Source organism: Rothia amarae, assembly GCF_042677725.1.
GTDB classification, from domain to species: Bacteria; Actinomycetota; Actinomycetes; order Actinomycetales; family Micrococcaceae; genus Rothia; species Rothia amarae.
Genome location: NZ_JBHUCN010000008.1, coordinates 122254 through 148329, shown reverse-complemented (window position 1 = coordinate 148329; position 26076 = coordinate 122254). Strand labels below are relative to the sequence as shown.

Annotated in this window: 22 protein-coding genes; 14 read left to right on the top strand and 8 right to left on the bottom strand. The window is 50.2% G+C overall.

Annotated features, from left to right (window positions below; translation table 11 throughout):
* Window position 1 precedes the first annotated feature (1 nt).
* The 3 genes from ACFR81_RS04230 to ACFR81_RS04220 all read left to right on the top strand — a co-directional run bounded on the left by ACFR81_RS04230 (window position 2) and on the right by ACFR81_RS04220 (window position 2097).
* On the top strand, window positions 2-514 hold the full coding sequence (locus tag ACFR81_RS04230) for a hypothetical protein (RefSeq protein ID WP_145177342.1): 513 nt from the start codon (window positions 2-4) through the stop codon (window positions 512-514).
* 175 nt (window positions 515-689) lie between these two features.
* Window positions 690-1163 carry a pyridoxamine 5'-phosphate oxidase family protein gene (locus tag ACFR81_RS04225; RefSeq protein WP_343874596.1) on the top strand — a complete coding sequence of 158 codons (474 nt, stop codon included), beginning with the start codon at window positions 690-692 and terminating at the stop codon, window positions 1161-1163.
* 334 nt (window positions 1164-1497) lie between these two features.
* On the top strand, window positions 1498-2097 hold the full coding sequence (locus ACFR81_RS04220) for a hypothetical protein (protein ID WP_190617612.1): 600 nt from the start codon (window positions 1498-1500) through the stop codon (window positions 2095-2097).
* Between the two features lie 17 nt (window positions 2098-2114).
* Here the strand turns inward: ACFR81_RS04220 and ACFR81_RS04215 are convergent, their stop codons facing one another.
* Window positions 2115-2543 (bottom strand): LysE family translocator, encoded by a 429-nt coding sequence (locus ACFR81_RS04215; protein WP_343874593.1) that lies wholly within the window; start codon window positions 2541-2543, stop codon window positions 2115-2117.
* 128 nt (window positions 2544-2671) lie between these two features.
* Here ACFR81_RS04215 and ACFR81_RS04210 point away from each other — a divergent pair, with 128 nt between their 5' ends.
* From ACFR81_RS04210 to ACFR81_RS04190, 5 genes are all read left to right on the top strand, one after another.
* Window positions 2672-4033, top strand: coding sequence for an MATE family efflux transporter (locus tag ACFR81_RS04210; protein ID WP_190617615.1), 1362 nt, complete (start codon window positions 2672-2674; stop codon window positions 4031-4033).
* Between the two features lie 237 nt (window positions 4034-4270).
* The gene (locus ACFR81_RS04205) at window positions 4271-5155 is read left to right on the top strand and encodes a TPM domain-containing protein (RefSeq protein WP_343874590.1); all 885 of its coding nucleotides are present in this window, start codon (window positions 4271-4273) and stop codon (window positions 5153-5155) included.
* Window positions 5156-5277: 122 nt separating this feature from the next.
* Window positions 5278-6219, top strand: coding sequence for a TPM domain-containing protein (locus tag ACFR81_RS04200; protein WP_343874588.1), 942 nt, complete (start codon window positions 5278-5280; stop codon window positions 6217-6219).
* Window positions 6220-6253: 34 nt separating this feature from the next.
* The gene (locus tag ACFR81_RS04195; protein ID WP_343874586.1) at window positions 6254-7747 is read left to right on the top strand and encodes a DUF1846 domain-containing protein; all 1494 of its coding nucleotides are present in this window, start codon (window positions 6254-6256) and stop codon (window positions 7745-7747) included.
* Window positions 7748-7939: 192 nt separating this feature from the next.
* Window positions 7940-8869, top strand: a complete 930-nt coding sequence (locus ACFR81_RS04190) for an SPFH domain-containing protein (RefSeq protein ID WP_068169029.1) — start codon at window positions 7940-7942, stop codon at window positions 8867-8869.
* Between the two features lie 2 nt (window positions 8870-8871).
* Here ACFR81_RS04190 and ACFR81_RS04185 read toward each other — a convergent pair whose 3' ends face one another.
* The 4 genes from ACFR81_RS04185 to ACFR81_RS04170 form a co-directional block, all read right to left on the bottom strand.
* On the bottom strand, window positions 8872-9753 hold the full coding sequence (locus ACFR81_RS04185) for a helix-turn-helix transcriptional regulator (protein ID WP_343874582.1): 882 nt from the start codon (window positions 9751-9753) through the stop codon (window positions 8872-8874).
* Window positions 9754-9902: 149 nt separating this feature from the next.
* Entirely contained in the window at window positions 9903-11276 is a 1374-nt protein-coding gene (locus ACFR81_RS04180) for an L-serine ammonia-lyase (protein ID WP_343874580.1), read from the bottom strand.
* A 47-nt stretch (window positions 11277-11323) separates the two neighbouring features.
* Window positions 11324-12688: an SLC5/6 family protein gene (locus tag ACFR81_RS04175; protein WP_343874577.1), complete on the bottom strand. Its 1365-nt coding sequence runs from the start codon at window positions 12686-12688 to the stop codon at window positions 11324-11326.
* A 578-nt stretch (window positions 12689-13266) separates the two neighbouring features.
* Window positions 13267-14952: a tryptophan-rich sensory protein gene (locus ACFR81_RS04170; RefSeq protein ID WP_343874574.1), complete on the bottom strand. Its 1686-nt coding sequence runs from the start codon at window positions 14950-14952 to the stop codon at window positions 13267-13269.
* Between the two features lie 52 nt (window positions 14953-15004).
* On the opposite strand from ACFR81_RS04170, the gene ACFR81_RS04165 reads away from it, so the two are divergent.
* The 3 genes from ACFR81_RS04165 to ACFR81_RS04155 all read left to right on the top strand — a co-directional run bounded on the left by ACFR81_RS04165 (window position 15005) and on the right by ACFR81_RS04155 (window position 19423).
* On the top strand, window positions 15005-15670 hold the full coding sequence (locus ACFR81_RS04165) for a CPBP family intramembrane glutamic endopeptidase (RefSeq protein ID WP_343874572.1): 666 nt from the start codon (window positions 15005-15007) through the stop codon (window positions 15668-15670).
* 601 nt (window positions 15671-16271) lie between these two features.
* Window positions 16272-17381 carry a DNA cytosine methyltransferase gene (locus ACFR81_RS04160; protein ID WP_343874570.1) on the top strand — a complete coding sequence of 370 codons (1110 nt, stop codon included), beginning with the start codon at window positions 16272-16274 and terminating at the stop codon, window positions 17379-17381.
* A 2-nt stretch (window positions 17382-17383) separates the two neighbouring features.
* Window positions 17384-19423: an ATP-binding protein gene (locus tag ACFR81_RS04155; protein ID WP_343874567.1), complete on the top strand. Its 2040-nt coding sequence runs from the start codon at window positions 17384-17386 to the stop codon at window positions 19421-19423.
* Window positions 19424-19888: 465 nt separating this feature from the next.
* Here ACFR81_RS04155 and pdxT read toward each other — a convergent pair whose 3' ends face one another.
* Window positions 19889-20491: a pyridoxal 5'-phosphate synthase glutaminase subunit PdxT gene (gene pdxT / locus ACFR81_RS04150; protein ID WP_343874565.1), complete on the bottom strand. Its 603-nt coding sequence runs from the start codon at window positions 20489-20491 to the stop codon at window positions 19889-19891.
* Window positions 20492-20841: 350 nt separating this feature from the next.
* Window positions 20842-21750: a pyridoxal 5'-phosphate synthase lyase subunit PdxS gene (gene pdxS, locus ACFR81_RS04145; protein WP_343874563.1), complete on the bottom strand. Its 909-nt coding sequence runs from the start codon at window positions 21748-21750 to the stop codon at window positions 20842-20844.
* A gap of 127 nt (window positions 21751-21877) precedes the next feature.
* Between pdxS and pdxR the strand changes: the two genes are divergently transcribed.
* Window positions 21878-23383 carry a MocR-like pyridoxine biosynthesis transcription factor PdxR gene (pdxR, locus tag ACFR81_RS04140; RefSeq protein ID WP_343874560.1) on the top strand — a complete coding sequence of 502 codons (1506 nt, stop codon included), beginning with the start codon at window positions 21878-21880 and terminating at the stop codon, window positions 23381-23383.
* 84 nt (window positions 23384-23467) lie between these two features.
* Here the strand turns inward: pdxR and ACFR81_RS04135 are convergent, their stop codons facing one another.
* Complete coding sequence (locus ACFR81_RS04135) at window positions 23468-24697, bottom strand: Rib/alpha-like domain-containing protein (RefSeq protein ID WP_343874558.1); 1230 nt, start codon at window positions 24695-24697, stop codon at window positions 23468-23470.
* A 252-nt stretch (window positions 24698-24949) separates the two neighbouring features.
* Here ACFR81_RS04135 and ACFR81_RS04130 point away from each other — a divergent pair, with 252 nt between their 5' ends.
* Together ACFR81_RS04130 and ACFR81_RS04125 are read left to right on the top strand one after the other, a co-directional pair.
* Window positions 24950-25621, top strand: a complete 672-nt coding sequence (locus ACFR81_RS04130; protein ID WP_343874555.1) for a hypothetical protein — start codon at window positions 24950-24952, stop codon at window positions 25619-25621.
* Window positions 25622-25702: 81 nt separating this feature from the next.
* Window positions 25703-26071: a hypothetical protein gene (locus ACFR81_RS04125; RefSeq protein WP_068168373.1), complete on the top strand. Its 369-nt coding sequence runs from the start codon at window positions 25703-25705 to the stop codon at window positions 26069-26071.
* Window positions 26072-26076 lie beyond the last annotated feature (5 nt).

Sequence of the window (26076 nt, the reverse complement as noted above, 5' to 3'; positions counted from 1 at the left end):
TGTGGCGGAAAACCAGAATCACGGACCAAATCCTTGGGAAGCCAACGACCCCAACAATACGAGTTTCTATCCGGAGCCACCGCCGGCGTCGTCCTACGTTCGTCAGCTTCACAAGCTGGCGGTTGGCATGCTAGTGGCGAATGTAGGGTCATCTATCTATTTTTTCGTCACGGTAGGTAGGGACCAGGAGGATTTTAGCCTTATGGCGTTGCTGTTTCTATGCCTTTATCCGTTTATGGCGATACGGCGCGGTATGAATCCTCGGAAAGTTCGGCTCAGGGAGTTACCTACGACTGAACGCGGCTGGTGGCGTCGCTATGAGATTGTGCGGCGCTCAGAATACGTGCTGGCAATTTGGTGGTCACTGCTCAACTGCGCGTTTTTATTCCTGAGCACCGTGCTGGGCTGGCAGCCGCGAGGGATATTTTTCTTCGCGGTCACGGGTCTGACGGCGTACCTCATCCAGTGGCAGTACAAGCGGCAACTGGAGAAAAATACCGCACACCTGGAGTAGTTGCGGGTGCGCGGGTCACTAAATCTGTGAAAGTGCATGTATTTGAGTGCACTTTTACAGATTTGCTGAGCATCTTCAGGAGAAAAGCGATGTGGCTAGCAGGAATCCCTCAACCGGCGTAGAGTAGTAAGCGTACTGTTTATGTTATTTGTTTATGTTATTTTTGGAGGAAATAATGGCTGATTTCACCAAAGAGCAAGTTGTAAAAATCATGCGTGAGGAACGACTGGTGATGATGGCCTCGCTCTCTGAATCAGGCAAAATCCAGACCCATCCGATGACCCCGCAGGAAATTACCGACGACGCCGATGCATGGTTCTTTATTGGATTGAACTCTGATCAGGCGCGGCAAATCAAGGCGAATCGCGAGGTTAATCTTGCGTTCGCAGAAACCGGTTCCTGGCTATCAGTTTCAGGCACCATCGAATTTGTAGAGGATCGCGCACAGGCTGAAAAGCTCTGGAATAAGGGTATGGAAGCTTACTTTGAAGGTGTAAATGATCCTAATCTGGGTTTGATTCGTTTCAATAGCGAATCCGCGCAGTTCTGGGGCACCCCGGGCGGCAAGGTTATGGCGCTGGCTGAGATTGTGAAGAACCGTTTGACCGGTGCTGATCATAACGGCACTAGTGACACTGTAGAGCTTTAAAACATAAAGGTCTTTTGTAAGAGCCTGACTATAACTGGGACGAGACCCTCTTCAAGAATTTCGCGAGTATTTTTGATTTCAGCGTTCCCGCTATTGTGCAGATACTGCCGGAGTTTGTTAGGCAGCGAGGGGACTTGCAAAGGTACGCATACTTTGCTTGTTCCTCTCCTGCCTAGCCTTAGGTTCGGAAACGGGGTTCAGCACGGGTATCAATTTTCTATGACTTTAGACCTTTTGTGAGTAACTTTTGTAGTTGAATTCTATAAAATAGGAGATAAATTACTACCAAAATTTCCCCTGGTCACCTAAATTATCAGAACTAATAGGAACGATAATGCCCCCAATAAACCCTAAGCGCAGGGAACTCGTGAAAGGTATAGGATGGGCCGCCCCAGTAATCTTAGCGACTACTGCTATACCCGCCTATGCCGGATCTCAAAATACTACAAAAACCCTCCAAGGAAAGTTGTTGCTGGGTAAATCTTGCACGACGGCAGGTGCAGGAACCTCAGTTGTTTCACTCGATGGTACAAAAGAGGTCTATCCCACCGGCGGGCTGTGGGTGGGCGGTGTTAAAACCACCGATAAAATCACCAATGCCACCATCACTTTCTACTTACCCACATCGTTAGGATCTTTAGCCTGGGTCAATACTCGTTTAGCTGCTGATCCTACCTATGTTCCTTTGTGGTCAACTCCCAAAGTTGATACAACTGCGTCTCAGCGAAGCGGCTACACTGCGTACACCATGAAATACAGTGGAGGTTGGACCTATAACTCTACTGATAAGACATATATCGCTGAAGTCCCCCCGAAATTCACGGCAAAAATTTCTTATGCAACCTGCACCTCTTCAATTACTGCCTATTCGACACGTAGCGTGAGGGTGAATGGAACGGTTTACTCGTTCAACCGAGGGCCGGTCACAATATAAATCTGTGGAGATACGGTCTATCTCCACGTCTGCTCGCCCAAAAGGAGCAGTCCAATAATCACCATCACTACCCCGGAGAACAGTCCCATCGTCTTTGAAATACCGGGACGGGACGTCAAAACCTTCCGCGCAGAGGTAGGGACGGCGCCGTTGGCAGTGTGCGCTCGCGGCGGGTTACGAAAAATAGAGGTACCTACCCATATCAAATAGAGTGCGCCCACAATGGTCAGTGTTTCTAGGGCACCGGGTATGCTCTCGATTAGCGTCGCTGCCCCCACCGCCACGATTACTACCAGACCTAGATATCCCAGAACGAGCCCTGCCACTGAGGGGCGCGGAGATTTCTGTTTGATAGCTGAGCTCAGAACGTATGCCCAATCTGCGCCTGGGGTGTAGGCAAGTAGCAAAGAAATAGACCAAAAGATAAAAGTTGAAACGAAGGACACGTTCTCAATTTTTCTCTGGGCGGCAAATAGATTACTGATCCGGGGCGGTAACTCAAGGAATACAGTAGCGCATTGGCGGTGGCGTTTGCCTTTTCAAGCTCTGTCGCTCGGTTCGATACAGTAGTTTCATGGCTTCCTCACCTACCCCTGCGCCGTCCGCATCAAGTTCTTCTAGCCTTAATCGGCAGATACTCGCGCTGGCGGTGCCAGCTTTTGGGGCGCTCGTCGCCGAGCCGCTTTTTGTGCTGGGTGATACCGCTATTGTGGGGCATCTGGGCACCGAGCCGTTGGCGGGTCTGACTTTGGGCGCAACCGTTATTCAGACGGTCGTGGGGATTATGGTTTTCCTGTCCTACTCCACCACCCCTGCGGTGGCGCGAGCTTTTGGTGCAGGAAATTTGCAACGAGCTTTTACTGCCGGACGCAATGGCCTGTGGGTAGCGCTAGGGCTGGGGGTAGTTCTCGCTATCGTGGGGTGGTTTATTGCAGAACCTGTGTTGCGGGCAATGGGAGCCTTCGGAACCACCGCGGAGTATGGGGTGGCTTATTTGCGCCCGTCGTTGCTCGGTCTGCCCGGCATGTTGCTGGTGCTTGCCGCAGTTGGGGTTTTGCGCGGTCTGCAAGATACTAAAACTCCGCTGTACGTTGCGGGAGTCGGCGCGGCCCTTAACTTGGGGCTGAGCTGGCTTCTGGTTTATCCGCTGGGCATGGGTGTGGCAGGTTCAGCGGTGGCGACTGCCTTCATTCAGTGGTGTATGGGGCTGACTATGGGTGCAATGGTGGTCCGCGGTATGCGCGCGCATAGCGTTTCCCTTCTGCCCGATCTCCGTGGATCTCTCAGTGTTTTTCGAGTGGGCGGCTGGCTCATGTTGCGTACGCTCACCATGAGAATTGCGCTACTTTCTACGGTTTTTGTGGTCACCCATCAAGGCGCCACAAATCTTGCTGCTTATCAGCTGACAATGACATTCTTTAACTTTCTCGCCTTTGCCCTCGATTCGTTGGCTATCGCTGCCCAGGCATTACTGGGTAAGGAAATGGGTGCACGGGATCTTTCCACAACGGCGGGGCGAGGCGCTGTCCGGTACCTTAAAAATCGCTTGGTGAAGTGGAGTCTGTGGTTTGGAGCGGTGACGGGTCTGCTCTGCCCCATCGTTGGGTTCTGGGGTGGCTGGATTTTTACCGCAGACCCACAGGTTCAGCATCTCTTCGCTCTTGCGATGCTGGTGGTTGCGGTAGGGCAGCCCATCGCAGCTTACGTTTTTATTCTCGACGGCGTTCTCATTGGCGCTCAAGATGTTCGATACTTGGCTCTAGCTTCGGTTTTCACACTGGCTTTCTACGCTCCTCTGCTAGTCATCGTGTATTTCAGTATGACCGATTCGGTGTGGGCATTTCTTGGAATCTGGACTGCGTACGCAGGTGGTTATATGGGTGCTCGCGCGCTGACGTTGGGAGTGCGCGCCCGTCAGGACGTATGGATTAAGTAAGGGGAGGGCAGGCGCTCCCGGTTTGAGAACACGCGGTTCGTTCAAAAGCACAGCTAAGATCCGTGTGTGGTGGAAAAATTGTGTGCTTTCGATATGGTGTGAAGCCTCTCACTAATTGGTAGGCTTTCCCTAGGAGGAAACCACATGCCTGTACATCAGAACCACATACTTACTCTGGGGATATTGACGCTGGGAGTTCTCACTCTGGCGGGGTGATCGAACGACGCCGCATCGCAGGTGCCTGCACCGCCGTCGTCGGGAAATATACTCGATAACGCCGATATTCTGACAGATGCCCAGGAACAAAGCCTCAATCAGCTTATCGAGGAACGTAATTCGGAAACGGATGCTGCGCGAGTGGCGGTTTACACCTATGCGGAGGACCACGGAGACGTCAAGGATTATGCGACTGAGGTGGGTAACGCCTGGAGCGTAGGTGCCCGTAGCAAAAACGGCGTGGTGATTACGGTAGATATGAACTCTCGCAAAATGTTTATCGCCACTGCAGATGGCTCGCCTATCAGTGATAGCGACGCCGAAATTATTGTGGAAGAAGACATCCAGCCTCCTTTCAAAAACGATAATTTTGAGCAGGGGCTCACGAACGCCACTGAAGATCTCTACTCAACCGCTGAGGGGAATAAACCAGCGGCTATTGCAGACAGCCAGCGCCACGAAAATATAGTAGGAATTATTGCGTTTTCGTTTGTGGGGCTTGCTTTGCTGGGTTGTTTGCTGTGGTGGCTTCTTGACCGTCGCAAGTGGAATAAGATTGCAGATCGAGAAATTGAAGAGGCTCTAGCGCAAGATCCAACATTGGAGGCTACCGATGAAATGCGCAAAGCCTACCGTTCTTACCGGAGGAATCATCGCAAACCTCCTCAGGGAGATGCGGATAAATATAACGCTGAAATCCAGCAAAAAGCCGACGAAGATGACCAGGCATACACGCTCTACGCCACTCATTATGCGGCATGGCTTCCCCTGTACGCCGTAGCGCCGAGCTTGTATTCCGGTAGCGGAGTAACCCCTGCAGAACACCAGGACCTCTCCTCGACCAGTGGTAGTTCCTTCGGCGGGGGAGGCGGATTTTCCGGCGGTGGAGCTGGCGGAAGTTTTTAAAGAATAGAGCGCCCCAGCGGAAATATTTTCTTTATCAATAATTTATTGGTTATTAAGTGTGGAGCTAGAGCGAACGGCATGGCACACTAGAAAGCTGATGCGGTAATAGAGAGGAGTTGTCCATGAGTGAGAGCACTGTTATAGCTAAACATAAGCTGATATTGGTGTTGTTCCTTGTTATGGGCGCATTTCTCTCTCATCTTTCATTTGCTCGTGCTGCCGAATCTCCAACGTCCGCCGATATTCCCTCAGCTCCCAAGGAAGGATACATTCGCGACGACGTCGACTTTTTAACCCCCGCAGACGAACAAGATATCAACGCCGTTATTGACGCCGCTAATAAAAATACCGACGGTGTGCGTGTCATGGTCTATATTTTTTCCAGTTCAGAAGTGAGCAATATTGCGGACTACGCCGGCGAGGTCTCCAAAGCATGGAACTTAGGTGGTGAAGAAGGAAATGGGGCGCTTCTTGCAGTAAATGTGCGAAATGGAGACATGCGTATTTATCGTGGTCGTAACGCTACGTTAGATAATGCTTCGACAAATGAGATTCTTCAGTATGTACTTCTGCCCAAGCTGAGCGAGGGCGACTTCAAAAATGGCATAGGCGACGCCGTCAAGAGTATCTATCAGAAAGCTGCGCAGGCAGAAAAAGTTCAGCAGGAAGAAAAAAATCAGGCGTACGCGCGGCAACTTCACGGTGTGTGGTGGGTTCTCGGGGCACTTTCGCTTTACCTGCTAGGTGTTGCTACCTATAGGATTCGCCGTCGTCAAAAATTTTACCGGTATGCCGATGCGCAGATTTATGATGCGGTCAGTAAAGACCCCCAGTTAGAAGTCTCAGACGAAACGCGCAGGGCGTATCGGAAGTATCGGGCTTTTTATAATCACAAGCCCGATGAAGGTATTCTTCCCTATAATTCGCGGTTAAAATCGAAGACCGCAGAGAGCCATGAGGAATACACCCAGTATGCCGATAACTTTGAAGAATGGTTGCCCCTGTATCGAGCAAATCCCGATTTATACACCGGTGAAGGCAATAATCCTGATGGACGCTTTTAGGTAAGTTTCCTAAGCCGTTGTATGCTTAAGTTCCATGGTGAACAACATTGGCTTTGACCGTGAGAAATATATCGAGACTCAGTCTCAGCACATCCAAGAGCGCCGCGAAGAATTAGGCGGTAAGCTCTACCTCGAAATGGGCGGCAAACTTTTTGACGATATGCACGCTTCCCGTGTGCTTCCCGGATTCACTCCGGACAACAAAATCGCGATGCTTGAAAAAATCCGCGATGAAGTTGAAATCCTTATCTGCATTAACGCAAAAGATCTTGAGCGCCACAAAATGCGCGCTGACTTGGGTATTTCCTATGAAGATGACGTCCTGCGCCTCGTAGATGTTTTCCGCGATCGCGGTTTCTTGGTAGAACACGTAGTGCTTACGCAGATGGAGGACGATGACCGTCTCGCCGTCGCCTTCAAAGAGCGCCTAGAGCGTTTGGGTATGAAGGTTTCCCGCCACCGTGTAATTCCCGGTTACCCCACGAACATGGACTTGATTGTGTCTGAAGAGGGGCTGGGGCGTAACGAATTCGCAGAGACCACCCGCGACCTCGTTGTGGTCACTGCTCCTGGTCCCGGTTCAGGCAAGCTAGCTACTGCGCTCAGCCAGGTTTACCACGAAAACAAGCGTGGAATCAAAGCTGGTTACGCAAAGTTTGAGACTTTCCCTATCTGGAATTTGCCGCTGGAACACCCCGTTAACCTCGCTTACGAGGCAGCGACTGTGGATCTCAACGACGCCAACGTGATTGACCACTTCCACCTCTCGGCATATGGTGAATCGACCGTCAACTACAATCGCGACGTCGAAGCCTTCCCCCTTCTCAAAACCCTGCTAGAGCGCGTTACCGGCACTACCCCCTACCAGTCACCGACTGACATGGGCGTAAACATGGCGGGTAACTGCATTACCGACGACGCCGCCTGCCGCCACGCATCTGAGCAGGAAATTATTCGCCGCTACTTCAAGACCCTGGTGGATGAAGCTCGTGACGGCCTGGATTCTACTCAGTCTGACCGCGCCGCAGTAGTGCTGGCGAAGGCCGGCTTGAAGGCTGAAGACCGTGTGGTCATTGAACCTGCTCGTGCGCGTGAAGAAGAAACTTCGCTACCCGCTGCAGCAATCGAATTGCCCGATGGCAAGATTATTACCGGACGCACCACCGATCTTTTGGGTTGCTCCTCCGCTATGCTCTTGAACGCTTTGAAGCACCTGGCGGGTATTTCAGATGAAAGCCACCTGCTTTCCGTTGAATCTATTGAGCCTATTCAGAAGCTCAAGACCGTTCACTTGGGAAGCCAGAACCCCCGTTTGCATACTGACGAGGTTCTGATTGCTCTCTCAGTTTCTGCAGCGACAAATGAAGAAGCCCAACGTGCACTGGAGCAGCTCAAGAACCTGCGCGGTTGCGACGTTCATACCACCACTATCCTCGGTTCAGTTGATGAAGGTATCTTCCGCAACCTTGGTGTACTGGTGACTTCCGACCCGAAATTCCAGCGTAAATCGCTGTATCAGAAGCGGTAGTTTTCCCGCAGGGGAGTTTGTATCAAAAAAGTCGGTTTGTACCAAGAATTTCGTGGTACAAACCGACTTTTTTGATACAAACTTTAAATTCCGACGCCGATGCCAAGTAATATTTCGCCGGCAAGTACCGCCCGCGCGTCGTGCTTTGTACAGTGGAAGAAACCACACATCCCTACAGAAAGTACCCCCCCCATGACGGCAGCTTTAGTATCACTTGTCTTACTTATTATTCTTGTTGCGCTTGCGCTGATCTTTCTGGTGAGTTGCATTTTGGTGGTGCCGCAATCGGACGTCTATGTCATCGAGAAGCTGGGTAAGTACAATCGCACGCTGTCTTCCGGTCTTCACTTCCGCTTGCCGTTTGTGGAGCGAGTTGCTTACAAGCAGACCTTGCGTATTCGCGAGCTAGACCTGCTGGTTGCCACCAAGACCCAGGACAACGTCTTCGTGCAGGTTCCGGTGAACGTGCAGTATTTTGTGAATGAGAATGAACAGGACGTCAAAAACGCCGTCTACAAGCTGTCGAACCCTGAAAATCAGATGCGTTCTTACATCCAGCAGAACATTGTAGGTTCGCTCTCCAAACTTGATTTGGACGAAGCGTACGGTTCGCTCCACCAGGTGGGTCTGGCTCTGCAGGGCGAGCTGACCGAGAAAATCGGTGAGTATGGGTACGTCATTAAAGATACGAACGTTATTGACGTTGAGCCTGCGCCCGAGGTCAAAGACGCCATGAACCAGGTCAACGCTTCAGAACGTAAGCGCCAGGCTCAAATTCTCACTGCCGAAGGTAATAAGCAGGCAGCGATTCTGGACGCCGAAGCTGAGCGTGACGCCCGCCGACTGCGCGGTGAAGGTATTGCGCAAGAGGGCGATGAGATTGCCAAGGGCATGAAGGAGCGCATCGACAAGCTCAAGGACGCCGGGCTATCCGCTGAAGCGGCTGTAGAGTGGCTCAAATTCAACGACGGCATGGCGGTTTACTCTGCCCTCGCCTCCAGCAACAACGCCAAGGTTATTATGATGGACGGCAGCAATCTCAGCGGCCAAAACCGTTCCATGACCTCAGATGATATTACCCGCAGCATCATTCAGGCGGAGGAAGTGCAGTCCCACCGCTAAGTCTAGTTGCGTACTTCTACCAGGTAGCGATAGATAGTTGGTTCGGAAACTTCTAGTCTCTTAGCTGCTGCGGCGATTCCACCTTTGAGGAGGAAGAAGCCGGCGTCTTCTAAACTGCGTATCGCCTCTACTCTTTCTTCACGTTGCATGCGTTCGGGGGAGATACCCTGTTCGGCGATCGTTTTATCTAGCATGGATTCCAAGAGGTGCTGGACGTTCGATCCCAACGATTCAACGACCTCTCCCTGATCCTCATCTGTAGGCGAGAAGTCAGTGGAGGCATCCTCCACCATATTGCTTGTCTGAACCTTTGGGCTCGACATCTCCGCAATAGTTTGAGCAATCGAGGATTGCTGAATGAATGTTTGGATGTCACTGGGGAAGAAAGATTCGCTCTTCTCGTCTATGCCCGGATTCGGCGGAATAGCACCGGGTCCGGGATAGCCACCGAATGCCTGGGTTTTCTCATGGGCGGTAGTCTCGGTGTTGCCAATCATCTTGCTTGTCAGGTTTCTTATCTGAATAAGGTCGCTGACGTCGACGTTGATGCAGAGCATTCCCCGCATCACGTTGTTTTCATCTCGTAGAAAGTAACTAGAGGAACGGCAGACGCGCCCCTCGGAGTTCACTGCTCGGTAACCTGTCATCATCGGTACATGGGTGGCATCACCCTGTTTCATAAACCATAGGGCGAAGTCCGTTACCGGCCCGCCAATCTGGCGACCACTGATATGGCTGTTACTGATAGCGATAATAGATTTATCGGGGATATCTAAGTCGTGAAGAACAATTTCGACGTTTGGACCCATCGCCTGACCGAGAAAATCGACAAGCGGAATGTATTGATTGATGAATTCTGCATGCGTACGGGGTGAGGGGTCCATGCTCTTCCTTAGATACCTGATAGCAAGAGAAACCTTGCCTGCTGTTTCCTGATGTTGTCTATAAATTGATTTTTCATATAGCTGAGGGTGCCCGCCACAAAGTGTGTGGTTGGCACCCTCAGCTGCTACAAACATATGAATTTATATTTTTAGCCACATACCGGGGGTACGGGTAGCACCGTTGTTGCCAATCCGCCGAGGGAAGTCTCACGATACTTAGAGTTCATGTCTTTACCGGTTTGGTACATGGTGGCAATCACCTTATCGAGCGATACGGTGGGTACACTTTCGCGTTCCATCGCCATGCTCGCAGCGTTAATAGCATCGAGTGAAGCTACACCGTTGCGTTCGATACATGGAATCTGTACGAGACCGCCTACGGGATCGCAGGTGAGGCCGAGCTTGTGTTCCATTGCGATTTCAGCTGCTACGCAAATCTGTTCGGGGGTGCCACCCTCAAGCTGAGCGAGACCAGCGGCTGCCATGGAGCATGCAACGCCTACTTCGCCCTGGCAACCAACTTCAGCGCCAGAGATAGAAGCGTTCATCTTGTACAGACCTGCTACGAGGTTACTTGCCATGATGTAATCGGCAAAAATTTTCTCAGTGACTGGTTCAACGAACTTGTCATAGTAGTGAATAACTGCCGGAACGATACCGCAAGCACCGTTGGTAGGAGCTGTTACTACGCGACCGGTAGAAGCATTTTCCTCGGAAACAGACATTGCAAAGAGGTTGACCCAGCTCATCATGGTAAGACCATTGTTGGTCTCCTGAGCTTCCAGGCGACGGCGCAACAGGCCAGCGCGACGAGGAAGAAGCAGGTTACCAGGAAGGGGGCCTTCGCGATGCGAACCGCGCTCTACGCCGTCCTTCATAACCTTCCAGATCTTATCTAGATGGGTTTTGATTTCTTCTTCGCTGTGTAGTGCAAGCTCATTAGCCCAAGCTAGCTCGGGGAAAGTGAGATTGTTTTCTGCACAAAGCTGCAAGAGCTCTTCGGCAGAGGAGAACTCATAAGGAACTTTCGCACTAGATTCTCCGCGCTTTGCAAAGTTTTCCTGATCGACGATGAAGCCGCCACCGATGGAGTAATAGGTTTTATGCAGAAGCTCTTCGTCGCCGTTGAAAGCCACAATGCACATACCGTTTTCATGCATGGGCAGGTATTCGTCGAAGAAGTACATGCCGTCGTCGGCGGGGAAATCTACTTCGTGAGTACCGTTGAGCTTGATTTTTTCGGTATGGACGACGCTCGCGATGAACTTGTCGATGCCGTCAATATCTACGGTTTCAGGTTCTTCACCAGCAAGACCGAGCAGCACGGCTTTATCGGTGGAGTGGCCTTTTCCGGTGAGGGACAGCGAACCATAGAGTTTTACCTGCACATGGGTTGCTTGATCGAGTTTTCCCTCTTCAATGAGTTGGTCAACGAAGGCTTTGCCTGCCTTCATAGGGCCAAGGGTATGCGAGCTAGAAGGGCCAATGCCGATCTTGAACATATCAAAGATGCTGATATACATTTTTCTGTTCCTTGAAGTAAAACTTTTTATCTGCCGCAGAGACTGTTTTAGAAAGCCTGAACGATGGAGTAGATGATGGTTGCCAAAGCTACTAGACCCATAAAGAAGATGAAGTAGTTAGAAGCCTTACCCTTGTACTTCTGCAGTGCAGGAACGGTGTGGATAGCCCACATCGGCATGAGGAAGAGAAGGATAGCGATAGTAGGACCACAGAGAGTCTCGATCATGCCAAGAATTGAAGGGTTAGACCAAGCAACCAACCATGCGGTGATGAGCATGAAGATGAGGGTTCCGGTGGAGAGCTTCTTGCTGTGGGTAATGTTGCGCTTTCCGCCAGCGTTTGCACCCTTAATAACGAGGCCTTCAAAGCCTTCAGCAGCGCCGAGGTAGTGACCGAGGAAGGACTTAGCAACAGCAACCATAGCGATGATGGGAGCAGCCCAAGAGATGATGGGGTTATCGAAGTGGTTAGCCAAGTAGGAAAGGATAGTAACGTTCTGTTCCTTTGCCTGTGCCATATCTTCGGGGCTTAGAGCCAATGCGCAGGAGAAAACGAAGAACATAACGACGACAACCATGAGAGCTTCTGCGCGGCGCAAAATCTGACCGGTTTTGAAGTCTGCGAACTTGCCGTAAGCCTGACGGCGGTCAACGGCGAAGGAAGAAATCATAGGTGAGTGGTTGAAGGAGAAAACCATCACGGGAACAAGCAACATGAGGGTTACTGCAAGACCATGGCCAGATGCTTCAGCAGCAACGGAAGGATCGAAGGTCTTGAAAAGTGCGCCGTTCCATTTGGGAATCAAGTAGATGCCAAGCAGAACGAGAACAGCAATGAAGGGGTAGACCAGGTAGGACATAACGCGAACGATGATGTCTTTGCCGAGGCTAACGATGAAGATGAGGCCACCAACCAAAATCAGTGCCATAAGCCAGCGAGGAAGCGGCGTCACACCGAGCTGGTGCTCCAGGAAGGAGTTGACGGTGTTGGTGATGGTTACCGAGTAGACCAGAAGAATGGGGTAGACGGAGAGGAAGTAGAGGACGTTCATGACGGCGCCTGCGCCACGTCCGAAGTGCTCTGTAACGGTTTCGGTGAGGTCAGCATCTTCGCTGGAACCCGAAAGCACGAAACGAGTAAGGCCGCGGTGAGCCCAGTAGGTCATCGGGAAAGCAATAACTGCCAGGATGATGAGCGGGATAATGCCGCCAATACCAGCATTAATAGGTAGGAAGAGCACGCCGGCACCGATTGCGGTTCCGAAGAGGCTAAGAGTCCACAGGGTATCAGTCTTGTTCCATTTAGGAGCCTGAGATGAGTCGACGTTAGCTACGCCTGCGGAAGATGGGTGAGATTCTGGTAAAGATGCTGCAGCAACAGAACCCGATGCAGCTTGAGGGGTGTGTGACATGTTCTTTCTCCGAGTGCGTGAGAACGAGAGGATCTAAGAAGATGGGGCAGGTGCTCGAAGGCAGATTGAAAAATTTTTTCTCAGTTTTCTCATCCTTGAGGCGGTTGAGATAAATTTCTCTCAATATTATCGCTTGTCAGAGCGATTTTTGTTGAACAATCCCCGTTTTTCTCGGATCAACTATGTTGTTTGATATGTCTCACACTACTCTTAGAAAATTTTTTTATCAACACGATAATTATTTATTGATAAGGTCACTCCGTCCTCATCTCGTCAATTTATCAAGGATGAGCTCTTGTAAGAGGATCTCGCACCTAGTTGTTCAACAATCTCGTAGGTAGCTGTAGTGCAATAAGCTCTATTGCGGACCAAAAGAGACTTAAATTTATGATATGAAACACATTTTCTGTAACGCGGGTCAACTCTAAAAATAGCTGATAAAAAATTAGGCGAGGACCCAAAAAGGGAGAGGGGAAAACCCTTATCAGAGTCTTCCCCTCCACCTCATTTCTCTGGAGGAGTGCGGCAGTTTCTCCTTAATTGTTTGACCAGAAATAAGAAGCCCTAATCTTCTACATCTATTTCTTGAAAGTCTTTCGACCCTGCTGCACGGTGCGATAAATCTTCAGGCCACGTGAAGCTACCACATACGGCGGGAAAGACCGAAGAGCCAGACCTACCCCCTTGCGTAGCGCGAATTTCGCACCCTTACCAAGACTGTTGTAACCTTCCTGGGCAAAATCAGCACTGCGCTGACCAGCTACCAAGCCGTGGTCTACTACTTTCTGCAAAGGAGTACGGGAATCACGGTTAAGGTGAGCAATGGCAGAGTTAAGAACGACAGCGAAAGAAGTCCACGCACCGTAGGGAGCAAGAGCTACCCCACGTTCAGGAGAAGACTGCCCCGCGCGTCGTGCAAGATCAATCGAACTAGCTGCTAGCGCAATCGACTCTACTGCTGCCAACCACGGTCTGCGGGAGCGGAAGAAGAGTCCACTCCATGCCGCATTGAGAACCAAATTAGCCCCTAAGGCTACCGCGTAAGATTTAGCTTCTTTCGTGCCGTCCTGCTCACCGGCGCGCGCCTTTTCCTGCGCATCTGCAAGTACGAGGGAACTGATAGCAGCGATATCAGCGTAAAGAGCAGTCCACACAATGGGGAAAGCCAGGGCAGGAGGCTGCCAGCTTGGCTTCTTGAGATTCTTGTACCAACGATTTTCAGGATCGGTGAGTAAAGAACCAACTATTGCAGTAGCGACGACCGCTCCCGTTGTGCCCCAGGCCGTGCGCGCCCATAAGCCTGTATCAACGGTACGGAGGGCAGCCTTGACGGCGTCCTCAAATGAAGAAATACCGCCCTCGGGTTCCCCGGCAAGCTCGATGATATCTCGCTCTTTTACTACCGTATTATGTTCCAAGCTCTGAATAAGAGGCAAAGCCATCTTCTTATTCAAGGGAGTAATCAGAGAAATCCAGGTAGCTGCTAAGTTCTGCGTAATCACCGGGGCAATGAAGATAACGCGGGGAACCTTGAGAGCAATTTCGCTATAGCGGCGAATCATCTCAATATAAGGAACCGTCTCACGGGCACCAATATCGAAGGTGCGGTTGATATCGGCAGGGAAATCTGCTGCTTTGCGAAGGTAAAAGAGAGCATCTTTTATACCTACCGGAGTTACTTTGTTGCGCATCCAGCCAGGACCAACAATGCCGGGCAGACGCTCGGCGGTGTGACGAAGCATGGAGAAAGACTCCGAGCCATCACCAATCACAATTCCCGCTTGCAGAACGGCGGTGGGGATGCCCGAATTCAAGAGAATGTCGCCAACTTCTACGCGAGAAGCTAGATGCTCTGAGAGCTCACCGTTTTCTGGGTGAAGACCACTCAGATACACCACGCGTTCAATGCCGGCAGGTTTAGCTGACTCCACGAACTTTTCGACCATTTTCTTATCCTGAACACGGAAGTCAGAACCCTCGCTCATAGAATGCACCAGATACCATGCGACGTTCACGCCTGCACAGGCGCGGTCGAGAGCCTCTTTATCTTCGAGGTCTCCCTCAATAACCTCTACCTGACCGCTTCTGGCGGTAGAACCCTCGGGCACAATGTGTTTTCCCCAGGATTGATGCTCGGCCTTAGCTCGATCACGCGAGAGAGCCTTAACTGTCCAGCCATTTTTGAGTAATTCGATAATGAGCTGGCCGCCGATGTAACCGGTTGAACCCGTTACAAGCGCTACTCTATCTTTCCGGTCTTTCACTAACATATCCTTAGGTTAAATAGATAAGTAAACTTAGAAAGACTTTAGCACTGTGACGACTCCCCATACATCCCTCTCCGAGGTTTCCAACCGACCCGGTCCACAGCAAGTTCTGGGAGCTGTTCTCATACCAGCTCTTGCCGCCGCTATAGGTTTAGGGATTGCTTCGGCTGCCCCCGATGGTGGCCTCGTTTTCTACGTTGCTACCTTTGCGGTGGCCGCTGTTTACTTCATTACCTGGGCTCTTTGCCCGCGGTCTCATCCCGCTTTTCTGGTACAACGCGCTGGCAAGGATGCCCTTCGAGGTCTTGGTATTGGCATTGGTCTTTTGCTTATCTTTTTGGCAGGCGCATTTTTGGTGCGCTATATTCCTGTGCTGGCAGGACCTGTGGATTCGCTTTTGAATAATGCGCGTTATGGTCTGCTGTGGGTAACAATTCTTACTACCGCCATCAACGGTGTGGGTGAAGAAGTCTTTTTCCGACGTATAGCCATGGATTATTTGCCAGGCACCTGGCGTGCCCGCGCCTTAATCAGTTTGGTGCTCTACATTGCGGTTACCGCGGCGATGGGCGTACCCCTGCTGGCACTTGCGGCAATTGCCGTTGGCGTGCCTGCCGCGCTTGAAGCTCGCCGTACAGGCTCCCTTGTTTCCGCTTGTGTTTTGCACATTTCGTGGAGCCTGGGCATGCTGCTGATTCTGCCGCATCTTATTTAGGGATGTTGCGCAGAAGCATATGACTGACAAAGATTTCGACGACGATCTCGAGTTTGACGAGCCGCTCGACCTCAACCCTTGGCAGCTGCATGACCCAAAGGGGCTTTCTGGTCGCCCGCCAGCGGAACCCTCGCCGTCGGGAATTAGAAAGTTTCGTGCCGTGGTGGTGGGTGTTGTTGCGGTGAACGGAATCGGGTTGTTTTGGTGCCCCATATCAAGCGCACGATGGCCTTAGAATATGGGTTGGCTGGGTCTTATGACTTGTTCTTGTGATTCGATGAGGTATCTTCGACCCAGGAAGTCAGTATAGTCCTTTTAGTAAAGGTGGATGGAAGGTGCGGGTTAAGTGAGTATGGTGGATATCATAATGATGATCTTATAGATAAGAATGTTTTCCAAGACGAGGCGGAAATCTTGAGGAAATTTTCGTTTAGCTTTCCCTCGCGCAGAGAATATTAGCAATAATTTCTCCTAAGTTCCTGCCATGGGTGCGGTGGTTCTAATGATTATTTAAGTCATCTCTATAAAATAATCATTTTTTTCAATAATTTCTCTAAATGTTTATAATTTATAAATATTAGAATAAAAATTACATATATAAATGGAAGATAGATTGAAGTATATAGATTTATTTGCTGGAGCGGGCGGGTTTAGTCAAGGCATAAAATATGCAAATGCAGAGGTAGCATTAGGGGTTGATAACTGGGGTATTGCAGCCAAAAATTATAGAAATAATTTTGAGAATATCTTCTTGCAGGAAAATATAGGTTCAGTTTCAAATATTGTTTCATTAATATCCGATTATGATTTCGATGTGATAGTTGGCGGCCCTCCATGTCAAGATTTTTCTTCTGCTGGCAAAGGGGTGGAAGGAGAGAGGGCAAATCTTACCCTCGAATTCTCAAAGATAGTCAGCATACTAAAACCCAAGTATTTCATCATGGAAAATGTTCCAAATGCTAGGAAAAGCAATTCATATCAAAAAGCGAAGAAAAATTTTTTAGAAGGGGGATATGGAGTAACAGAAACTATCCTCGATGCTAATTATTATGGGGTGCCGCAGAGAAGGAAAAGACTATTTTTAATTGGCGCTTTAAATCAACCTGATTTTGATATATCTGAAAATTTTGAAATGCGACAAACAATATTTCCTTTAACGGTAAAAGAATACATGCCAGATATATCTCTTACAGATTATTATCTTCATCCAAGATCCTATGAGAGAAGAGGAGTATTTTCTGTGTACGAACCTTCCCCTACGATTAGAGGGGTTAATAGGCCTAAGCCTAAAACCTATGTGCAGCATATAGGGAATACTAATAAAGATGATGAAGTTGTTTCTTTATCCTATGATTTAAGATCGAGAATTCAGACTTTTCCAAAAGAATATCACTGGGTCGGGAATATTTCAGAAATAGAACAAATGATTGGTAATGCTGTACCGCCATTATTAGCTAAAGCAGTAGTAGAGACAATCAGTAATCATAGCAAAAAAGAACCATATGTTGGCGAAGAGTATGAATTTTATAAATTTCTTCAAAAACAGAAAGGTCTGACAAAAGATGAGTATAAATCAACTATAAAAGAATTAAGAAAATCATATAGATATCTAAGAAATAAAAATCGTTCAACTTCCCAATCCCAATTGATTAAATCTATTGGTTTGGAAAACACTATTGTAAATGATTATTTAGAATTTAAAGGAAATTAATTATGAATAAGATTGAAAAAGAATTTTCTTTTACCTGGCAAATGATGAAGATGCTAGGTAAAAGTCTATATTCAAACCCCTGGTCTGCAATTTCGGAGCTGGTGGCGAATGGACTTGATGCGGGTGCGGGAAACGTATGGGTCTACGTTGATTTAAGCCAAGAAAAAGATAAAGCTACAGTAGAAATTCTAGATGACGGAATAGGAATGAACTCCGACCGTTTAAACAATTATCTAACGGTTGGACATGATAAAAGGAATCATGACACCCCGATAGTAGATAAACCGATGGGCAGGAAAGGAATTGGAAAACTTGCGGCACTGTATCTTTCAAATTCATATTCGATTAGCACAAAAGTAAAAAATGGGAAGATTGAAAATTGGGTAATGGATATAGATGAAAATATAACAAAGAATGATGTTCATCCAAAAATAGCTTTAGTGGAAGATTTCGAAGAAAGTAATTTATATGAAAAACTGAATGAAAATAATTCCGGAACATTAGTACGGATCAGTAATATAAATTTGACTGGGTTTGGGGATAGAAAACTTGAAAACCTCCAGAGTATTTTAGCTAACCAGTTTTCGTTGGATAATCCTAATTTTAAAAATATTTGGGTTTATGTTCAAAAAGAAAGTAAATATGATTTTCAAAAATTCAAACTGGTGGAAAAAAATATTCAATTTAAAAATATGCTATTTCTAAGCTCTTTTATGCCACAGAAAGAAATTCCAGAAGGTATCACTGAATTATTTAACTCTAGCGAGGAAATAATTGTTCCAGTCAAGGGATCGGAGTGTAAAGAAAGGAGAAAATTTGAGAATGTTTACGATGAGAAGTCTCATATGTTGAGAGGTAATTTTGAAGAATCTGGAATACAGTATTCTTTAGATGGCTGGATTGGCATGCATTCGACGCTAAAGAAGGAGCTGATAGAAAAGAATGTTGGAAATAATTCTACGCGCCAGCTAAATAGTAACCAAATTCGTTTATATGTTCGTGGGAAATTGGCGATGGAAAATATTATCCCATTACTAGACCTTAAGAAAACATATATAAATTATATTGAAGGTGAAGTTTCTTTTGACCTTTTGGATGATGATAATTTACCTGATATTGCAACAACTAATAGACAAGGTTTTGATGAAGATGACAAGAGATTTACCCTTTTGCTAGAAAAGGTGCGTCAAATGGTTAGGGATTTAATTGGAAAGAGAGAAACTTTAGTTAATAAAATAGATAAAGAAAATAAAAGAAAATCTTCACAGGCAAATAAAATTTTCATTAATGAATTAAATGAAGAGATAAATAAATTTAGTCAGACTCCTCAGGATGTCCGCGATGACTTCATCCGTTCTGCTTCTTTAAAGCTAAAATCTAGTTCACGCGATGTAGAGGTGAAGACGGATCACAAAATATTTATGTCACATGCCGGGGCGGATAAATTATTTGTAGATTTTGTCTATAAATTACTCCTCAAAAAAGGGGTTCATGAGAATGAGATATTTTATACAAGTAGAGATCAAACTAAAATAGATAAGAAGCCTGTCAGCGAGTTGAGAGAAGTCATTAAATCTGTAATTGTAGATTCTAAGACTCGTTTGATGTATTTTACCTCACCTAATTTTAACAAGAGTTCATTTTGTTTATTCGAAGGCGGTGCGGGATGGGCAACTCGCGGTGTAGATGAATTCGATATAATTACTTCAAAATATAGTGAAATTCCAGACTTCTTGTCAAATAGGCAGCAATTTACTGGCTTAGTGGGTGATGATGATAAATTTTCTCTTACTAGGAATACATATTTTGAAATAGTAAATACGGTGAATAGTGCGATTTGTCATATAAACAAAAACCGTTTGATATCTGGTAAGCCTGAAATTGATCTAATTCAAAAAGATGAAAATATTCCTGATTTTTTCGATCTAAAATTGGAAGAGCGTTCGTTCGAGTCCTACATTGACCCTGATTTTTTGACCCTTTGGAAACTGATAGAAGATCAGGTTGAAAACTTATGGTCCAGTGAGAAGAAGTCCATGTAACTGCATCGAGTTTTATTATAATCTTGATTATTTTTTGTTCTTACACAAAGAATTTCAGGAATAGCTAATAGAGGCTTGCCCAAAATGAGAATTATTCATAAGGAGATATAGAAAATAACCGAAAATCAATGACCAAACCTCTGAAAATATCCTGTCTTAATAATCCCCAGACATCGAAGGATAGTATGCATAACACTCCTACGGTTTTGAACTGAATGATTTTACATTGCACACAGAACGCAGACACAAGTCCTATTATTTCTGCGGGGCAGCGGGGAGGGGATTTCTGTCGTCTTCTAACTGCACCCCAAAAGTTCGAACCAGAAATGTAAAAACAGACCGTATGACGTGCGGTGCGCTTTCATTAATTTGGCACAAACTGCTGAAAAACTGGCTGGCGCGGAGTTTGATACAAGCTCGGGGCGTAGCGCAACGTCGATAGGAGCTACAGCAGGGAGCAGGTCCCTACTTTATCAACCCCAGCAACTCCTCATGCACCGCCGTCTCATTGCACAGTTCGGGGTGGAACGAAATGCCCAGCAGATTGCCCTGGCGCACGCCCACAATCTCACCGTTGTAGTGGGCGGTAATTTCTACGCTCTCACCTGCAGAAACGACGCGCGGTGCCCGAATGAACGCCGCCTTGACGGGGTGCGATTTGCCAGAGGGACTCTTCCAATTGAGCACTGTTTCGGCAGAAGCAACCTGCGAGCCAAAGGCATTGCGGTCAACGGTCACGTTCAATAGTCCCAGGGACTGCTGACCGGGCGCAGGGTCAGTGATTTCGCGCGAGAGCATAATCAGCCCGGCGCACGTTCCAAGCGTGGGCAGTCCTCCAGAAATAGCATCGATAAGTGCATCGCGCAGTCCCAAAATGCGCGTCAAACGATCAATCGTGGAGGACTCTCCGCCGGGAAGAACCAGCGCATCCAAGCCCTCTAACTGAGAAGCCTTTTTCACCAAAAACACGTCCGCACCGAGAGCTTGCAACAGTTCAGCGTGCTCGGAAACCCCGCCTTGAAGTGCGAGAACGCCCACGGTCTTGCCGGCGCCGGTAAGTTTGCTCATGTGAAGGACCTTCAATGCAGAAAATTGTGTAATTACAAAAAACGTAGCTCAATGCTGCGTTTGAGGAGCAGGGTGTTACGAAACGTGCCGCTGTAAAAATTGCAAAGGGAAATAGGTCAGCGAGGGCTCTGTCCGCAGTGAGCGCCCAGCGCGAGCAAGGGAGCACTCCCGCGCCTGCATGACCTACAAAGCTATAACCCAACCGAGCAAGAGAGCAGTCCCTCCCGAACCCTTTCTCATAGCCCAAGATAGGAGTTCGCTTCGCTCACAGTTTCTTACTGCTCGCCGCTTCGCTATGCTCGCAGGTAAATTCCGCTCTTTGCGTGCTCGCTAGCTCGCACCCGCGAAATTTACCAACCACGCTCAGCAAGGCGGTGAGGCGCAGGCAGGTCAGCTACGTTGATGCCGACCATTGCTTCGCCCAGGCCGCGGGACGCGTCGGCAACTGCGAGGGCGTCGTCGTACTGTGCAACTGCTTTGACGATTGCTTTGGCGCGTGCTTCGGGGTTTCCGGACTTAAAGATGCCGGAGCCTACGAACACGCCGTCGGCGCCGAGTTGCATCATCATGGCTGCGTCGGCGGGGGTTGCTACGCCTCCTGCGGTGAAGAGGACGACGGGCAACTTGCCGGTTTTGGCTACTTCGAGCACGATGTCGTAGGGCGCGGCGAGTTCTTTGGCCTTGACGTAGAGCAAATCGGGGGAAACTGCGTAGAGCGCCTGAAGCTCAGCAATCTGTGACTTGATAGTGCGAATATGCTTGGTAGCTTCGGAAACGTCGCCGGTGCCGGCTTCACCCTTGGAGCGAATCATAGCGGCACCTTCGGCGATGCGGCGTAGTGCTTCGCCGAGATTGGTTGCACCGCAAACGAAAGGAACTTTGAAGTTCTGCTTATCGATGTGGTTGACGTAGTCAGCAGGGGATAGCACCTCTGATTCGTCGATGTAGTCGACTTTGAGCGCTTCGAGAACCTGCGCTTCAACAAAGTGACCGATGCGTGCCTTTGCCATCACGGGAATGGAAACGGCGTCGATGATGCCTTCAATCATGTCTGGGTCGGACATGCGTGCCACGCCGCCCTGTGCGCGAATATCTGCGGGAACTCGTTCGAGTGCCATGACGGCTACTGCGCCGGCATCCTCGGCAATTTTTGCCTGTTCTGGGGTGACGACGTCCATGATGACGCCGCCCTTGAGCATGTCTGCCAAGCCACGCTTGACGAGGGGGGATCCGGTTACTTCGTTGTTATTTTCAGTCATACCACCACAGTGCCGCTAAAAATTGGTCTAATAAAGAGCCAAAAAGCAATAAAAATTTTAGACCACCCGAGAGTGAACATCAGAAAAGACGACGACGCCCCGCCCGCCCTCGCGGTAGGTTGAGGATATGGCTCGCTCATCCACCTCGGCAGAACTGCCGCTCCAGATCAACAAAAATTCAACTGTTTCTCTGCCTTCTCAGATTGCGGAACAAATTCGCGCGCTCATTGTTAGCCAAACGTTAGCTGGAGGAGACTCCCTGCCCGCCACGCGCACGCTGGCGGCGCGGTTAGGTGTTTCGCGCGGTTCGGTGGTCGCTGCATATGAGCAGTTAGCGGGTGAAGGCTATGTGTCTACGGGAAAAGGCGGCACCACGGTGAGTGTGGCGTTTGATTCCTCCGCACCACCCCGACCCACGAGCCCCACAATGCCGGAACCGTCTCCTAGTCCGCGTGTCCGTCCCATTCCCAAAACTATGCCAACGAGACAGTTCATTGACCTGAGGCCGGGCATTCCCGACACCTCACAGCTGGCTACCTCGGCATGGCGATCGGCGTGGCGCCATACAGCTGCTCTCCCCGGTCGAACCCACCCGGCGGCTGGTTCCCCCGAACTTCAATATCAGCTTGCCGAGCACCTGCGGCTCATGCGGTCGGTGGTGCGCGAACCTGCCTCGATTATGGTGACTGCCGGTGCTCGTGACGCTTTCCGCCTGGTGCTCTCTGCCCTGCGACGGGAAATTCATGACCGCCCGCTACGCATTGCTGTGGAGAACCCCGGCTACCCTTCGTTACATCGAATTCCTGCGGCCTTTGACCATGAAATTATGCCGATTCCTGTAGATGATCACGGTCTGAATCCTGCCTATTTACCAGCAGAAAATCGCCCTGACCTCGTACTGGTTGCCCCCAGCCACCAGTACCCCCTGGGAGCCTCGATGCCTGTGGCGCGCCGTCTGGAACTGCTGAACTGGGCCGCAGAAAATGACGCCTTCATTGTGGAAGACGACTATGATTCGGAACTGCGCTACGTGGGCGATCCCCTCCCTGCCCTTGCAGCTCTTGCCCGCGATGCCGGCGAAAGTGCCGGTGCGCTCGACCGCGTCATTACCCTCGGGTCGTTCGCTAAAACTATTAGCCCCGGGCTGGGGCTGGGATTCATGATTGCGCCCGATGCGTTGACCGGTCCGCTGTGGGAACTGCGGGAAGATTTAGGCTCACCCGTCTCTGCCATGGTGCAGGACGCGATGGCTGAGTTTATGCTCGATGGCGGGGTGCGCCGCCACATCGGGCGGATGCGGAGGCTCTATAAGGGGCGCCGGAATCTGCTCCTGGACACGTTATCAACCGGGGATATGCCCGCCTGGGTGCAGGTGCTCCCCATGGATGGCGGTTTGCATGTGGTGCTGGAGTTCTCTGGCGATTATGCAACCGAGGCAGACGAGCGTGCAGTGTTAGAGATTCTGGAGGAGTCCGGCGTGAAAGCGGCCGCGCTGGGGGACTACTGGTCGCATACGGGAACCAGTGAAAAAGAACGAGCATTCGGTATTGTGGTGGGGTTTGGCGCCGCCAGCGATCGGGCGCTCCAACGCGGGCTCCTGTTGCTGATCTCGGCGCTTAAACGCAGGAGCTAAACCTCGCGGGGAGGTTCAGCTACCTGGGAGACTTCTACATGAGCTCATTGCCCGATGCTGTGTTGGGTGCAAGAGCCAACTAGCTTATGCCGAACGACGACGTCCCCACAGCAGTGCCGCGCCGCCGACTAGCAGTAGCAGACCGGCACCGGAGAGAACTGCAATGCTGGTTGCGCCGGTGTGGGCAAGCGCGGGGGCGGGAGCCGGCGCGGGAGTTGCAACAGCAGGAGCTGCCTGGGTAGGCGCAGGAGCTGGTGCGGCAGGGGTTTCAGTTACGGGAGCTGCCGGCTGAGTGGGCGCAGAAGTCTCATGAGCTACAGGCGCTGCAGGTTGCTCAGTTTCAACGGGGGCAGGGGCGGGCTGCTCAGTCTCAACGGGGGCAGGTGCAACGGCATCCGCGACGACGTCTACGGTGAGGGTTGCGCTGTCAGTGGTGCCATCGCCATAGGTTACGGTGATGGGCAGAACCAGCTGAAAGCCAGGTTGAACATCGGCAGGGGCAGTCACAATGAAATCGCGGCTATCGGGAGCGCGGGTAATGCTCCAGCCCTGAGGAATCTGACCGTTAGCTTCTGCCTGGGTCAGAATTTCGTCGCCAGTGTACTTGAGAGTGGTAGTTCCTCCGGGGGTGATGGTGCCTTTATCCCATGAGGGAGAGTACTTCTCGCTGTCGGATGTAGCTGCTGCAGCGCCGGTTACGGTCACAACGATGGAGGTTTTATCCACGCTGCCGTCCCCATAACCCACTGCTACTGGCACGGTGTACTCACCGGGTGCCAAATCTGCGGGAACGGTGAAGGAGAAAGACTTGTTGGCGTCGTCGTAGGAACCCTGCCAGCCTTCAGGCTTGGCGGCGAGAGCAACTGCAGGAACGGTAATGTTATCGCCGGTGTAAGCGGCAGTCCCGGTTCCACCTGCTGCAATGGTTATGGGAGCCCAGGAAGGATTGAACTGGTCTGCCGCGGTAGCTGCAGCGGCGTCTTTGACAGGTGCTTCTGCTGCAGGGGTGGACTCAGCGGGCGTAGCAGTTGCAGTGGGCTCTGCGGCGGTAGGAGCTGCGGGGGCCTCGAGAGCTACAGGAGTTTCTGCTGCAGCAGGAGCTTCGGTGGCTACGACGGTCTGCTCGGCAACGGGGGGTGCTGATTCAACCACGGTAGGTTCTGCGGTAGCGGTGGCAACTGGCGCGGCGGGCGTTTCTTCTGCCTGCGCAGGTGCCAAACCGATGACGCCGGCGGCGAGGACTGCGGTGGTTCCGAAGAGCGCTACGCCTGCTTTGCAGGTGCGGGCAGGGGAGAAAAGAGCTGATGTTTTCATCTGGGTTCCTTACTAGCTGATATGCGTGAATTGAGTATTTCAAAACCCAACTACTCTTATCTAAGTGGTTTATCCCACAAGGGGCAATATGTTTCTGGAAAAAGACTGAACTTTACGTTAAGAGAACCTGAAAAGACACATTTTGGCTTTTTATAAAACATTTCGACTGCCTGTGCCAGGCGGGAAAGCTAAGCTTCATAAATAAGCCCTCTACCTTTTAGACCATCAGCTTTCTTCGCTAGGGTAGAACCTGTGACTTCACCGCAAGATAATTTTTCAGAAACCCCCACTCCTTCAGACCGCTCTCGTGCACACGTCTCTTCCCCGCATGCGGGAGTTACGCCGCGCGTCCAGCCGGGAGATCAACAAGGTGCTCATCGTGCGCTCGCTATGCCAGCATTCGTTACCGCTGCGATTTACCTGATTTTTGGTCTGATCACCGTGTTCGTACAGGAGCCAACGCTGGGCACGCTGAAAATCCTGACCGGTGGTTTTTTGCTGGCGCTTGGGCTGGCGCAGGTATTTACCGCGCAGAAGATTCGATTTTTCGATGCCGCTGCTGGGCAATCGCTGACCTCGGCAGGTTTGGTGCTGGCGGGAGCTGCCGTTCTTCTTTTGCTCATTGCCCAGAGTGAATTCATGTTCATTGTGATTGTTGCCTTGGCGTTGGGGGTTGCGAGTATTCTGAAAATTTTGCTCGGTATGCGCACCAAACACATCTTGGACCTGGGGAAAGACTGGCAGCTTGAAGGTCTGGTTATGACTATTTCTGCCGTGGCGCTCGTCGTTATTGGCGAAATTGGCGATAAAGCAATCCTCGGCACCCTCGGTGGGGGAGCAATCATTGCCGGAGTATTTCTGCTCATTGGCGCGATTACGCTCCGGGGCAATCACACAAAAGCGCCCAACACCACAGATAATTAGCACCCGCCCCCGGCTCAACCCCTGCCCGAATTCAGGCGTGGCGCGTAGACTGGTACGGAACATGTTTCAGGAGGAGATTTAGTGGCTGAAAAGCGTCCGAGTGGTTTCAAAGAACAGGTAACCGCCCCGTTGATTATTGCAGCTGTTCTGGCAATCATCACTTTCTTGGGAACCTTTATTACCGCTACCGGCGGTACCAACAACCAACCCAACGTGCTTCTGGCGCTCACTTTCGCCGGCGGTGTCTTTGTGGTGACTTTGGTAGTGTGCGCCACGCTCATCCTGGTGGAAAAGCCTAACAGCCCCGAATTAGGTCAGGGCACCGGCATCAACCGCTCGTCCTCCAAGCTTTATGCTGAGGCAAAAGCACGCCGCGAGGCACAAGCTCGTCAGCAAAAAGCTGAAGACGCCGCTAACACTGGTGAGAAGGAATCCCGCCCCAAGCAGTAACGCAG